General features: G+C 66.7%; 13 protein-coding genes. 6 read left to right on the top strand and 7 right to left on the bottom strand.

Going from position 1 to position 13,359, the window contains the following annotated elements:
• Positions 1–153: 153 nt before the first annotated feature.
• Positions 154–624 (bottom strand): DUF4307 domain-containing protein, encoded by a 471-nt coding sequence (locus AC1DDG_RS03750; protein WP_230117156.1) that lies wholly within the window; start codon positions 622–624, stop codon positions 154–156.
• An 85-nt stretch (positions 625–709) separates the two neighbouring features.
• Here AC1DDG_RS03750 and mca point away from each other — a divergent pair, with 85 nt between their 5' ends.
• The 3 genes from mca (at position 710) to AC1DDG_RS03735 (ending at position 4,228) form a co-directional block, all read left to right on the top strand.
• A complete protein-coding gene (mca, locus tag AC1DDG_RS03745; RefSeq protein ID WP_230117157.1) occupies positions 710–1,615 on the top strand; it encodes a mycothiol conjugate amidase Mca in 906 nt (301 codons plus the stop codon).
• Between the two features lie 107 nt (positions 1,616–1,722).
• Positions 1,723–2,001 (top strand): hypothetical protein, encoded by a 279-nt coding sequence (locus AC1DDG_RS03740; protein ID WP_230117158.1) that lies wholly within the window; start codon positions 1,723–1,725, stop codon positions 1,999–2,001.
• Complete coding sequence (locus tag AC1DDG_RS03735) at positions 1,964–4,228, top strand: thioredoxin domain-containing protein (protein WP_476874982.1); 2,265 nt, start codon at positions 1,964–1,966, stop codon at positions 4,226–4,228. The genes AC1DDG_RS03740 and AC1DDG_RS03735 overlap by 38 nt, the downstream gene beginning before the upstream one ends.
• Here AC1DDG_RS03735 and trhA read toward each other — a convergent pair.
• Positions 4,221–4,883, bottom strand: coding sequence for a PAQR family membrane homeostasis protein TrhA (gene trhA / locus AC1DDG_RS03730; protein ID WP_354962123.1), 663 nt, complete (start codon positions 4,881–4,883; stop codon positions 4,221–4,223). The two genes, AC1DDG_RS03735 and trhA, sit on opposite strands and share 8 nt — an antisense overlap.
• 233 nt (positions 4,884–5,116) lie before the next feature.
• On the opposite strand from trhA, the gene AC1DDG_RS03725 reads away from it, so the two are divergent.
• The gene (locus tag AC1DDG_RS03725) at positions 5,117–5,878 is read left to right on the top strand and encodes an isoprenyl transferase (RefSeq protein WP_230117191.1); all 762 of its coding nucleotides are present in this window, start codon (positions 5,117–5,119) and stop codon (positions 5,876–5,878) included.
• A gap of 277 nt (positions 5,879–6,155) precedes the next feature.
• The gene (locus AC1DDG_RS03720; protein WP_476874981.1) at positions 6,156–7,598 is read left to right on the top strand and encodes a PhoH family protein; all 1,443 of its coding nucleotides are present in this window, start codon (positions 6,156–6,158) and stop codon (positions 7,596–7,598) included.
• Positions 7,599–7,873: 275 nt separating this feature from the next.
• Here AC1DDG_RS03720 and AC1DDG_RS03715 read toward each other — a convergent pair whose 3' ends face one another.
• The 3 genes from AC1DDG_RS03715 to AC1DDG_RS03705 all read right to left on the bottom strand — a co-directional run bounded on the left by AC1DDG_RS03715 (position 7,874) and on the right by AC1DDG_RS03705 (position 10,061).
• On the bottom strand, positions 7,874–8,518 hold the full coding sequence (locus AC1DDG_RS03715) for a GNAT family N-acetyltransferase (RefSeq protein ID WP_476874980.1): 645 nt from the start codon (positions 8,516–8,518) through the stop codon (positions 7,874–7,876).
• A gap of 116 nt (positions 8,519–8,634) precedes the next feature.
• Positions 8,635–9,177 (bottom strand): hypothetical protein, encoded by a 543-nt coding sequence (locus tag AC1DDG_RS03710; protein WP_476874979.1) that lies wholly within the window; start codon positions 9,175–9,177, stop codon positions 8,635–8,637.
• 74 nt (positions 9,178–9,251) lie between these two features.
• Positions 9,252–10,061, bottom strand: coding sequence for a hypothetical protein (locus AC1DDG_RS03705; RefSeq protein WP_476874978.1), 810 nt, complete (start codon positions 10,059–10,061; stop codon positions 9,252–9,254).
• Between the two features lie 58 nt (positions 10,062–10,119).
• Between AC1DDG_RS03705 and AC1DDG_RS03700 the strand changes: the two genes are divergently transcribed.
• Positions 10,120–10,677 (top strand): prepilin peptidase, encoded by a 558-nt coding sequence (locus tag AC1DDG_RS03700; RefSeq protein WP_476874977.1) that lies wholly within the window; start codon positions 10,120–10,122, stop codon positions 10,675–10,677.
• A 97-nt stretch (positions 10,678–10,774) separates the two neighbouring features.
• Here AC1DDG_RS03700 and AC1DDG_RS03695 read toward each other — a convergent pair whose 3' ends face one another.
• The gene (locus AC1DDG_RS03695; protein ID WP_476874976.1) at positions 10,775–12,535 is read right to left on the bottom strand and encodes an MDR family MFS transporter; all 1,761 of its coding nucleotides are present in this window, start codon (positions 12,533–12,535) and stop codon (positions 10,775–10,777) included.
• Complete coding sequence (locus AC1DDG_RS03690; RefSeq protein WP_476874975.1) at positions 12,532–13,224, bottom strand: TetR/AcrR family transcriptional regulator; 693 nt, start codon at positions 13,222–13,224, stop codon at positions 12,532–12,534. The genes AC1DDG_RS03695 and AC1DDG_RS03690 overlap by 4 nt, the downstream gene beginning before the upstream one ends.
• Between the last annotated feature and the right edge of the window lie 135 nt (positions 13,225–13,359).

Raw genomic sequence — 13,359 nt, 5'->3', positions numbered from 1 at the left:
CTAGTGGTTAAACAAGCAGGTCATACAAGCAAAGACCCCGCCACGGTGGCCACTTGTGGAACTCAGCAACCAACTCAGCGGGGTAAAGGTATTGGTCCATTGTAGTCAATCCTGTGGATAAAACCCAACGAGCAAGCGGTGTGGGTCACATACCTACTTGGCGGCGCCCGGGATCCAGCAGCCGTCCACGACCGCAGAGACGGACTGCGATTCTGTGCGCAGCACTTCGCGCCGGGAGATGGTGCGGCCGCCGTCAGCACCCTGTGCCTGCTGGGAATCCGGCTGGTCCGGCGGAATATCCACCACTTTCCAGCCCACGACGGCGAACTTGGAATCGAGCGCCTTGACCGCGCACTTCACGGCGGTGCCGGGCTCCCGGGTGACCTGGAAATCCAGCTCGGCCCGGGTTGCGTCGGTGGTGCTGTAGCCGAGGTCCTTGAACGTGACAGACGACATGGCCGAGGACGTGGACACCCAGGCCAGGAATCCGATCCCGGCCACCAGGGCTGCAATCACTGCGCCCCGTTTGGCTTTTCCGGACAGCCCGCGCTTTGGACCGCCATAGCGATTGGCTAGGCTAATGTCTGCAGGCTGGGGAGTGCCCGACTTGTCCTCGGTAGTCACCCCTCCAGTTTAGTGGGGATCCGCCGGTGAAAAATCCGGAGCCAGCCGCCGCAACCGGCAACAGTAGAAAGAGGGGCAGTCCCAGATGACCGCGTCCACCAGCCAGTCACCTTCGCTTCGCCTGCTGACCGTCCATGCCCACCCGGATGACGAGTCGAGCAAGGGCGCCGCGACCATGGCCATGTACGCCGCTGCCGGTGTGGACGTCATGGTGGCCACCTGCACCGACGGCTCGCGGGGGGACATCCAGAACCCCGCCGTGGAGGGGGAGCCCCACCCCAAGCGGGACATGGCCGGAGCGCGCAGGCTCGAAATGAGTGAGGCCGCGCGGATCCTGGGCGTCAGGCAGCGGTGGCTCGGCTTCGTCGATTCAGGGCTGCCGGAGGGCGATCCGCTCCCGCCCCTGCCCGCCGGATCATTTGCACTGCAGCCGCTTGAACGCGCCGCCGCACCGCTGGTACGTCTTGTCCGGGACTTCAAGCCGCAGGTGATCGTCAGCTACGACGAAAAGGGCGGTTACCCGCACCCGGACCACATCATGGCCCACCGCGTGGCGGTGGAGGCCTTTGAGGCTGCCGGGGACCCGGCCAGGTACCAGGGAATCGGCGAGCCCTGGGAGCCGAGCAAGCTTTACTACGACCGCGCCTTCAGTCCCGACCGGTTCCGCGCCCTCCACTTCGCGCTCGAAGAGGCCGGGCTCCAGTCGCCCTATGCCGAGCGCTTGGCTGCCTGGCTTGAGACCGACGCCGAAGGGCACACCCCTCCGCAGCCCACCCATGCGACCACCACCCAGGTGGACTGCGGTGACTTCTTCGAAGCGCGCGACGATGCCCTCCGCGCCCACCGCACCCAGGTTGATCCGCTGGGCTTCTTTTTCGCTGTCTCTCCCGATATGCAGCGCCGGGCCTGGCCGTGGGAGGACTACACGCTGATCCAATCGCGGGTGCCTGCCGAGCTCCCGGAGAAGGACCTTTTTGCGGGGCTAAGATAGAGACAACAGATCATTTCTATGCCGCGTAGAAAATGACGCGGTAGAAAATAACGCAGCCGAGAACGGCCAGGCGTCCTGCGCCCCAGTCCACCGAGAAGGTTCCAACCGTGCACCACTTGCTCATCGCCCTGGCATCGTCCCCGGCTCCCTCGCCTTCATTGCGCCCGGGCCTCTCGCAGGACCAGGTAACCCCCGGCCTGCTGGGGTTCCTGTTGACGGCGTTCATCGTCGTGCTGACGGCGCTGCTGATTGTGGACATGGTGCGCCGCATCCGGCGCGTGCGCTACCGCGCCCAGGTCGAAGAGGAGCGCATGGCTGCTGCTGAAGCTGCAGACATCGCCCACGACGATGCCGCTGACGGCAATGCAGGCAGAACAGACGCCTGACGCCGGCCCCGATGGCGGCACCACGGAGCCCGGGACAACGGAGCAGCCGGCCACCCAGCCGGTGGCCACGCAGCCGGGGGCGCACAACGCCCTGGGCGGGGAACCGTCCGCCTACTTGCGCCAGCACGCCGGCAACCCGGTGCACTGGCAGCCCTTCGGCGACCAGGCGTTTGCGTACGCGGCCGCCCGGAACGTTCCGGTGTTCCTGTCCATCGGCTATGCCGCATGTCACTGGTGCCACGTCATGGCCCATGAATCCTTCGAGGACCAGGCCACCGCGGACTATCTGAACGCGCATTTTGTCGCGGTAAAAGTGGACCGTGAAGAGCGGCCGGACGTCGACGCCGTCTACATGGCGGCCACGCAGGCCATCAGTGGCGAGGGTGGATGGCCCATGTCCGTTTTCCTGACGTCGGACGGACTCCCGTTCCATGCCGGAACCTACTTCCCGCCCCGGCCGATGCCCGGCCGGCCGTCGTTCCTGCAGCTGCTCGAGGCCGTGCGGGATGCGTGGGACGAGCGCCGTGACGCGGTGGAACAGAATGCCCGCTCCCTTTCGCAGAACATGGGCCACGCCCAGCTCTCCGCCGCTGTGGACCTGTCAGGTCCGCCCGAGCTGCTCGATGCGGAGCTACTTCCCGCCGCGGTCCTGTCGCTGGCCCGGTCGGAAGACCCCGACGACGGCGGTTTCGGCGACGCCCCCAAGTTCCCGCCGTCGGCGGTACTTGAGTTCCTGATACGGCACGCGGCCGTGCCCTCAGAGACGGCCGGGGCGGCCCGGGACATGGCGGGGCGTACCCTGGCGGCCATGGCGCGTTCGGCGTTGTTCGACCAGCTCGACGGCGGTTTCGCGCGGTATTCCGTGACCCGCGACTGGTCCGTTCCGCACTTTGAAAAGATGCTCTACGACAACGCCCAGCTGCTCAGGGTTTACGTGCACTGGATCCGGCTTGGCGGCACGCCCGGCTTTCCCGCGGCGGAAGCGGCCGAAGTGTCGGGGCGCACCGCCGAATGGATGCTTGCGTCCCTGGGGCTCCCTGCGGCAGACGGCGGGCGGACGGCGCCGAGTGACGCCGTCGCGCTGGCGTCCTCGCTCGACGCCGACTCGGTGGTCGATGGAGAACACCATGAAGGCGCCAGCTACCTCTGGACCGTCGGCGGTCTCGACCAGCTGCTGGATGCCGACGACGCTGCCGCCGTTGCCCGGATGATGAACGTGGGCGCCCAGGGTACGGTCTCGGAGTTCGGTTCGCCGCTGCATCCCGCCCGGGCCCTGACAGGCGAGGAGGCGGCGCTGTGGGCGGAGGTGCGGGCTCCGCTGCAGGCGGCCAGGGCTGCCCGGCCGCAGCCGGCGCGCGATGACAAGGTGGTGGCCGGCTGGAACGGGCTTGCGGTGGCGGCCCTGGCCGAGGCCGGCGCGGTGCTGGACCGGCCCGAACTGTTGGACGCGGCCGTGCGGATCGCTGGCTATCTGGAAGAAGTCCACTGGCGCGCTGCCACCGGGGAGCTGGTTCGCGTTTCACACTCCGGGACCGCACGGGGGATCGGCGGCCTGCTGGAGGACTACGCGTTCTGCGCAGAGGGCTTTCTGGCGCTGTTCTCGGTCACCGGCAGTGCCCACTGGTACCGGCTGGCGGAGTCGGTGATTTCTGCCGCCTGCGCGAGATTCATCGTGGACGGCAAACTGGCGGACTCAACCGGGGAATCCGAGCAGGTGTTCAATGCCCAGGGCCGCCAGCCGGGACTGGACCCCTTCGATAACGCCACGCCCAGCGGCGCAGCCGCGTTTGCAGGCGTCCTGCTGGGCTACGCGGCCCTGTCCGGCTCCGCGGAGCACCGGATCACGGCAGGCAACATCATGTCCCTGTTGCCGCCGATTGCCCCGCGGGCCCCGCGGGTGGCGGGCTGGCTGCTGGCCACCGCGCAGGCGGCGGCTGCAGGCCCGGTGGAGGCCGCCGTCGTCGGACCCCCAGGTCCGGCAAGGGACGCGCTGCACCGGGCACTGCTGGGGTCACCCAGCCCCGGACTGGTCGTGGCACTGGGCGATGACCCTGATTCTGGTGCCGGTGCTGCGGAGCATGCCCAGGGAGTGCCGCTGCTGCGCGGCAGGACGGCCGGCGCCGACGGGGTTCCGCTCGTCTACTTGTGCCGCGACATGGTGTGTGAGCGGCCGGTGGCATCCGTGGCCGAGGTTCTGGAAAGCCTCAGCCCGGACCGCATTAGCTGAGGACAGCTATGAGGATTGCCGCGAAGTGGGCGGCAAATGCGAGCACAGTGAACGCATGGAACAGTTCGTGGAAGCCGAAGTGTTGGTAGCTGAAGTTCGGCTTCTTGAGCGCGTAGAAGACAGCGCCCGCGATATACAGGGCTCCGCCGATGCAGATGAGCAAGGCGGCCGGCACGCTTGCCGCGAAGAAGTCCGGAAGGTAGAACAGCGAGCCGCAGCCCAGGGCGATGTAGATCGGGACGTAGAGCCAGCGGGGCGCGTTGGTCCACAGGAGCCGGAACAGCACGCCCAGGATGGCACCGGACCAGACCAGCCACAGCAGCAGCACCGCGGTGGGCCGCTCCAGCAGGCTCCAGGCCAGAGGCGTGTAGCTGCCGGCGATGACCAGCATGATGTTGGTGTGGTCGAGGCGTTTCAGGACAATCTTCACGCCGGGGGACCAGTTGCCGCGGTGGTACACGGCGCTGATACCGAACAGCAGGACGCCCGTGAGGGCGTAGATGGCGGACGTGACCTTGCGGTCCGGCGTGGGGGCCAGCACTACCAGCACGATCCCCGCGGCCAGGGCCAGGGGCGCGGTGACTGTATGGATCCAGCCGCGCCATTTTGGTTTGATCGTCAGCAGTTCGGCGATGCGGACGGCGGCGCTGTCCATGGCGTTCGGCTGACGCTCGGGCGCGCCCGAAGTCCCCTCCGGGGTATTGCTCGTCATGCCTCAAGAATAACCTACGCTTCAGTAAGTTACTTGCCGGTAACGGGAGGTGGCGTGACCTGCTGCAGGAGAAGACCGCGTCCACGGGCGCTGCTCCTGTGCGCGGGGGCCTCCTCCGGACGGTAGCCTAGGGTTTGCACGAAGTCACACAGCCAGGAAGTCAGGTGAATCTCCGGATGGAATTGCCCGGGTTCCTGTATGGCTTCTACGAGCGCAAACTCCAGCGGTCGCTGGATCCAGCACGCATTCCCAGGCACATCGGCGTCATGGTGGACGGCAACCGGCGCTGGGCCCGGCAGTTCAACGCCCCCACGAGCCAGGGACACCAGGCCGGGGCGGACAAGATCCACGAGTTCCTCGGCTGGTGCCAGGAACTGGGGATCAGGGTAGTCACCCTCTACATGCTCTCCACCGACAACATGAGCCGCTCCGGTGAGGAACTGGACCTGCTCATGGGCATCATCGCGAACACACTCGACCGCCTGGATGAGGCCGCCGACATTTCGGTCCACGCCATGGGTGCGCCCGAACTCCTGCCGGACTACCTTGCAGACCGGCTGACCAAACTGACCACGCGGACTCCGGTGCGCGAGAAGCTGCACGTCAATGTAGCGGTCGGCTATGGCGGACGTCGGGAAATCGTCGATGCCGTGCGGGAGTTGCTTCACGACGCTGTGGCACGCAAGGCCGACATCAGCGAACTCGCCGACACCCTGTCCGTGGACGACATCTCACGTTTCCTCTACACCCGCGGGCAGCCGGACCCGGACCTGGTCATCAGGACCTCCGGCGAACAGCGGCTGTCAGGCTTCCTGATGTGGCAGAGCGCCTACAGCGAGTTCTACTTCTGCGAGGCGCTCTGGCCCGCGTTCCGAAAGGTCGATTTTCTCCGCGCCCTGCGGGACTACGCCGGCAGGCAGCGGCGGTTTGGCTCCTAGCCTTCCTTGAGCCGGTCCCGCCGTGGCCGCGGACTGTCCGCGCCGTTCATCTTGAATTCACAAGATGGCAACAGGAATCGCCGGTCCAAGACTTTGGAAATTAGTCGGAGGAGATTTACGTTAAAACCATCAGCAGGCAAACCGCCGGCTGATCGGGGAGGCCAGTACATGGAGCGGAATTTTCGCACCGGTTGTATGGGAGGCCGAGCCGGCCTCTTTTGGCCGAGCCGCCTCACCAATAACAATTCCGGGCATGTGCCCCGGGGCTGGAGTCGATGTGGCTAATTCTGAACAACTGCCCGAAGTCATCACGGACCAGGGTGAGAAGGCTACCTCTCGCGCCAAGCGAGCAATTTCAAAGACCGGTGCGGCCACGAAAGACGCCGCGGCCGGTCTTGCTGTTTCCGGCCCAAGGTCAGAATCCCAGCCCGCCGTCTCGACGTTCGTCATTGACACCTCGGTGTTGCTGTCCGATCCCCGCGCCCTGCTCCGCTTTGCGGAGCACGAGGTCATCGTGCCCATCGTGGTCATCACCGAGCTGGAAGGGAAGCGGCACGATCCCGAGCTGGGCTACTTTGCCCGGACAGCCCTCCGTCTCCTTGATGACCTGCGCGTCCAGCATGGCGGGCTCGACCGGCCCATCCCGCTGGGAGACGCCGGCGGGATACTCATGGTGGAGCTGAATCACATCTCGTCCGAAGTGCTGCCGGCCGGTTTCCGCGGCGGTGACAACGACAGCCGCATCCTCGCCGTCGCCAAGAACCTCGCCAACGAGGGCCGCCACGTCACCGTGGTGTCCAAGGACCTTCCCATGCGGGTCAAGGCTTCGGCCATGGGTCTTCTCGCCGATGAGTACCGCAACGAGCTGGTCAAGGATTCGGGCTGGACCGGCGTCGCGGAAGTTGACGCCAGCGAGGAGGAGATTTCCACGCTCTACGGCCACGAGCCGGTCTTCATTCCCGCCGCCGCCGAGATGCCGGTCAACACCGGTCTCGTGCTGCTCTCCAACAGGGGCTCGGCACTGGGACGGGTAGGCCCGGACAAGCAGGTCCGCCTCGTGAAAGGCGACCGGGACGTCTTCGGCCTCCACGGACGCTCCGCCGAACAGCGGCTCGCCATCGACCTGCTGATGGACCCGGCGGTAGGCATTGTGTCGATCGGCGGCCGCGCCGGCACCGGCAAGTCAGCCCTCGCCCTGTGCGCAGGACTGGAGGCCGTGCTGGAGCGCCGGGAGCACCGCAAGGTGATCGTCTTCCGCCCGCTCTACGCCGTCGGTGGCCAGGAACTGGGCTACCTGCCGGGCTCTGAGGCGGAGAAGATGAACCCGTGGGCACAGGCCGTCTTCGATACCCTCGGCGCCCTCGTCAGCCAGGAAGTCGTGGAGGAAGTCATGGACCGCGGCATGCTGGAGGTCATGCCGCTAACTCACATCCGCGGCCGTTCCCTGCATGACGCCTTCGTGATCGTGGACGAGGCACAGTCCCTGGAGAAGAACGTGCTGCTCACCGTGATGAGCCGCATCGGGCAGAACTCGAAGATCGTCCTCACCCACGACGTCGCCCAGCGTGACAACCTGCGGGTCGGCCGGCACGACGGCGTTGCCGCCGTCGTCGAGATCCTCAAGGGCCACCCGCTCTTCGGCCACATCACCCTCACCCGTTCCGAGCGCTCGCCCATCGCCGCGCTGGTGACGGAGCTGCTGGAAGGGGCTGAGATCTAACCTGCGTGCCCGAGGGCCGCGGCCGGGTTCGCCGGGCCACGGCCCTTCGCCGTCGCGAACGCAACCGCGCGGGGTCACCTCCGCGCGGCTGTCGCGTCCCGCCGTCGCTTAGACACCTCCCGCCGCTCCGCTCCGGTCGCTGGGCGACCTCCGCTTCGCTTTGGTCGGCGATGCGCTCCTTTGCGGAACACCACAGCCGCGCTAGTGGGGAACCGCCGGTTGAGCTTGTCGAAACCCGCGAACCGGCCGCTGGTTGAGCTTGTCGAAACCGCTGGTTAGAGCCCTAGGAACTTGGCCGCGGGGGCGTGGCCTTCTACCTTGAGCTGCCAGTCGGGGCGCTTGAAGGATTCGGGGGTGAGGCGGACGCGCTGGACGGTCTCGGGCTTGCCGCCCCAGGACATCCGCGTGACGCCGTTCAGCTCGTAGCCGAGGGACCGGGAAACTCCCAAGGACGCGGCGTTCCACTCCGCCGCTTCGGATTCCGCGGCGTCGGCGTTCAGCCAGTCAAAGGCGTAAAGCGCGACGGCGGCACGCATCTCCTTGCCGAAGCCGCGGCCGTGCGCGCTCCTCCTCAGCCACGAGCCGGTGGTCACGGTCTTGAGGATGGCAAAATCCTTGGCGCCGACGTCCTGGCACCCCAGGAAGGTGCCGCCGTGCCAGATGCCCAGGATTAGGGCCCAGGACTGCGGCGTGGTGCCGGCCCGGCACTGCCAGTACCACTGGGCCATGTTCTGTCCCAGCTCGTCCGGAGGAGATTCAGCCCAGGGCGTGCTGAACGGGCTGCGTCCGCGGTCATGGATGCCGCTGGCCGCAGCCTCCACGGCGGCGGGGATGTCGTCGTCCCGAAGAGGACGAAGGATGAGCCTGGGAGTGGTCAGGGCAAGGGCGAAGGGCGGCCAAACGGAGATCAGCTCGGTCATGAGGGAAGCCTAGCCGATGGGACGTTACAGCGGCCGGACGGGAACGCAGGCCGGGCCGGACGGCCGAACGGGACGGCCGAACGGGACGACCGAACCGGCGCCGGCCCGAGCGTGGGTTAGCTGCCGGTGTGGTGCGACAGCCCCAGGGACAGCCGCGTACCGCCGGGTCCCTTCAGGACCAGGGCGATGGACTTGTCCGGCAGCTCGAAGACCATGGTCGCGTTGAGTGAGTCGCCCTGGCGAACTTCAGCCCGGGGGTTTGACGTCCACAGCGGCTTTACGTCACTGCCGCCCAGGCCGGTGACCACGTACTGGGACGAATCCAGCGTGATGCCGGCGCTTTCCAGGGCGGTGAACTGCACCAGTACGCGGACCCGGTGGGTGCCCGCGGACGCGCCCTCCTCCAGGGCCTGCACATGCTCCGGCGGCAGCCAGCCGTCCTTCTCGAGCGGGACAACTCCGTTCACCCTCGCCATTCCGCCAGAGACAGCGGCACTCGCGCCCAGCGGCACGCTTGGCTCCGGCTTCGCACTCAGGAACACATAGCCGAAGAACAATGCCAAGGCAGCGATGAGGGCCAGCGGTATCAGCATCATGCGCCTGCGCCTGCGTTTGGACGTCATTGCGGCGGGCGGCTGTTCGGTGGCAATCGAGGACATGCCCCGAGTCTGCGATGCCCAGCTTGGGAAAACCCTGCACGGGCCCCCGCATCCGGGCGGCTCCGCGGCGTTCCCTACCGGGCCGGTAGCTGCTCAGGCCCGGTTGGGCGCGGCGGCCACTGGATATGCTCGCGCACATCCGTCAGGTTCACGGGCTCGGCCACGAAGAGATCATCGAGCATGTATTCGTCGACGGCCAGGATACGGATCCAGTGGCCGGGCTGCTGCGCCCCGCCGTCGAGGGCTTCGCTGGCCACGCAGACGCCGGTTCCGGCGTCCACCCGGATCCTTGTCCGGCCCGGTCCGCACAACGGCCGCGCCGGATCCAGCGGGCGGTAGCTGGCGTTTGGCGAAACCACAGTCTCCAGGGCGCTGCGGCCCTCGTGCTCCACCTCGCGCACGGGCTCAAGCAATTCCACGGCATTGGCACGGGGGAATTCCAGGGGAACGGGCGCATTTCCCGCGAGCTCCACCGGGTCGAGGGCCGCTCCGAAGCGGCTGTTGCCGAACGACGGTTCACCGTACGCCGCTTCCGGGCGGCGCCTGACCAGCCCGCCGTCGTCGTAAACGGGGGTGACCAGATGCGCCGGCAGAAGCCATGACCGCCTGGTGGCGCTGACGTACAGGCCGTCGCGCGAGTCGTTGATGCCGGTGGTGCTGTGCAGCAGGGTTCCGTCCGTGGACTCAAGACGAAGAGCGCCAGGGCGGCGAAGCCAGGCGCGCACGGGGACCGTGCCGCCCTCGGGCGTTTCGCGGTATTCGAACCTGAGGGACTGCCACTTCCAGGGGGACGAGCGGCAGAGGTTCCGGAAGGATGCGACGGAATCCGAGGGCGTCGAGGCCCCGCCGTGTTCCTGCCGGTGCTTGGCGTCCCAGGTCCCCATATCCACAGTTTACCCGCCGGTCCAGCGGCGGACCGGGCAAATCCAGTAGCATCCGAGAGTGATCCAACGACTTGGCGAACTCTGGGAAGCAGCACCGCCGGCCTTCTGGCTGGTCCTGGCCGCGTGCGCTTATTTCGCTGTGATGGCCGCCCGGCTCACGGTGATCGATGTCCGCCACCATCTTTTGCCGAACCGGATCGTCTTCCCGTCGTATGCGGTGGCGGGCGCGCTCCTGCTCGGGGCCGTGATCAGTCTGGCCGTGTCGGCTCAGGGCAGCGGGAGCGTTCCGGCCGCCGCCGCGCAGCTGTTCGGCGTGCCTGGGCTCCGGATCCTGGCCGGGGGAGCAGTTCTGTGGCTGTTCTACTTTGTCCTGCGGCTGGTGTATCCGCCGGGGATGGGATTCGGTGACGTTAAGCTGGCGGGGGTGCTGGGCATGTACCTGGGCTATCTGGGCTGGCCGCACATTTTCGCCGGCACCTTCGCCGCCTTCCTGCTCGGGGGTTTGTGGAGCATCGGCCTGCTGGCGTCGCGGCGCGGAACGCTCAAGTCGGCGATTCCGTTCGGGCCCTTCATGCTCGGAGGAGCGGCCGCCGCAATGGTCCTGCTGCCGGCTTGAGCACCCCTGGCGGGAAACCCCTCCTCGCGACAAGCGACTAAAAGGCAGGGCCGCCGCAACACCAAAAGACTGCGACGACCCCGCAACTTCCCCCGGACTATTGCCCGGCGGAGGGTCGGCTGCGCTGGCCGGCCAGCTCGCCGTCGTCGTTCTTGGCGTTGCCGGCCGGCTCACTGTCAGCGGGAGCGTCCAGCGCCTCCGCGGATGCCGCGATGCCGACGACGGCGGCTCCACCGGCACCGTGCCGTGCAGTCTCCAGCCGCGCAGCTTCCAGCCGCTCGGCCTCCTCGCCGCCCACAGCTTCGCCGCGGGCCACCATGCCGGCCGTGTCCGAGAGCGGGATCTGCTTCAGGGTCAGTGCGAGGATCAGCGCGATGCCCAGGAACGGCAGCAGGTACCAGAACACCGGTGCCAGCGAATCGGCGTAGGCGTTCACGATGGCGTCCCGGAGCTGCTCCGGGAGCTGGCTGAGCGCCTGGGGGTCCAGCGTCCGGGTGGACTGCGTGGCCTGCTCGGCTGAGGCGCCGGCACCGGTGAAGGCCTTGCCAAGGGATTCAGACAACCGGGACGTGAAGATGGAACCGAACACGGCCACGCCCAGGGACGCGCCGACTTCGCGGAAGTAGTTGTTCGTGCTGGTGGCGGTTCCGATCTGGTCCGCCGGGACGGAGTTCTGGACCACCAGGACAATGACCTGCATGATGGAGCCCAGGCCGGCGCCGAACACGAACAGCTGGACGCAGATGACCCAGATCGGGGTGTCTGCCGTCAGGGTCGTCAGCCAGAGCATGGCACCCATGGTCAGGACAGCTCCCAGGATGGGGAACATCTTGTACCTGCCGGTCTTGGAGATCCGGATCCCCGAATAGATGGCCATGCCCATGAGGCCCACCATCATCGGAAGCATCAGCAGCCCGGACTCGGCGGCCGAGGTCCCTGAGGACATTTGCAGGAACGTGGGCACGAACGCGATGGCGGCGAACATGCCCAGGCCCAGCGTGAAGCCGATGGCAGTGGAGTTGACGAAGATCCGGTTCCTGAACAGGCTCATCGGGATAATGGGGTCCTCAGCCCGGCGTTCCACCATGACGAACGCGGCAGCAGCCACAACCAGGCCGGCACCGAACGCCCACGTGAGGGGCGAATCCCAGCCTTCGTCCTTCTTTCCGCCGAAGTCGGTGAAGAAGATCAGGCAGGTCGTGGCCGCGGAGAGCAGCACGACGCCCAGGATGTCGATCCGCTTTGCGGCCTTCTTGTTCGGCAGGGTCAGGGTGAACCAGGCGATGGTGAACGCGGCGATGCCGACGGGGATGTTGATGTAGAAAGCCCATTCCCACGTGAGGTGGTCCACGAAGTAACCGCCCAGGAGGGGCCCGGCAACGGCTGAGAGACCGAAGATGGCGCCCAGCGGGCCCATGTACTTGCCGCGTTCCTTGGCCGGGACGATGTCGGCGATGATGGCCTGCGAGAGGATCATCAGGCCGCCGCCGCCGAGGCCCTGGACGGCGCGGAACACCACGAAACCCCAGAAATCGGTGGCGAATGCGCAGCCGACCGAGGCGAGCGTGAACAGCGCGATGGCCACGAGGAACAGGTTCCGGCGGCCCAGGACGTCACCAAACTTGCCATAGATGGGCATCACGATGGTGGTGGCGAGCAGGTACGCGGTGGTGATCCAGGCCTGGTGCTCCACGCCGCCGAGTTTGCCAACGATGGTGGGCATGGCGGTGGACACGATGGTCTGGTCCAGGCTGGAGAGCAGCATGCCGGCGATGAGCGCGGAGAAGATGATCCAGATGCGCTTCTGGGTCAGGAGCAGCGGTTCGGCTGCTGCCTTGGGTATGACGGCGGTGCTCATTTGCTTCCTTCTGTGGAGGGTGATGGGGTGTCCGCGGACGGGTATGCGGGGCGGGAAAATGGCTGGGACAGCAGTAGCCTCGCACCCTCGAGATTTTCGAGCAGGTGGTCCCGGTAGGGGCGTGTGTTGCCCTCGGAGAAATAGGCCATGCTGGCGTGCCTGGCGATGCTGCCCATCACCACAACAGCCATCCTGACCACCGGATGGTCCGGGGCTACGCCTTCCCTGGCGGCGACGACGCGGGCGAAATGGGCCTCCCGTTCCTCGGTGGCGCCGATGATTTTCAGCATCAGCTGGGGTTCTTTCTTGATGACGCCGATCAGCTGCCGGGTCTCTTCTTCGGAGGCGCTCATCCTTTCAGACAGGTGCAGCGACAACTCCGCAAGATCCTGAAGCAGGCTGGCCGAGATCTCTCCCACGGGGGACGTGCTACCGCCCCGGATGAAGTCCTCGAAGAATTCCTCGGGGTGTTCATCGTCAACATGCCCCAGGATCGCGTCTTCCTTGGTGGGGAAGTAGTTGAAGAACGTGCGCCGGGAGATGCCCGCCTGTTCGCAGACGTCCTCCACGGTGTAGCCGTTCAGGCCGCGTTCCGCAGTCAGGGAACGCGCGACGGCGGTAATCGCCGCCCGGGTTGCCGCGCGCTTCCGCTCGCGAAGGCCGCCCTCAATAATTGCACTCTTGGTCACATAGTAAATGTTTGCACTACTTCGTCTGGAGTGCAACTTTTGCAATATTGTCGGTGGCCGTACCTAGCCTGTTCCTGTCCAGCACTATCGCTGGCACCAGGTGGCACCGGCGGGACCGGGGCCGGAAATGGGGAA

The organism is Arthrobacter sp. 10L430 (genome assembly GCF_056395245.1).
Note: the sequence above shows the minus strand (reverse complement) of the source record. Positions and strands in the feature narration are given on the sequence as shown.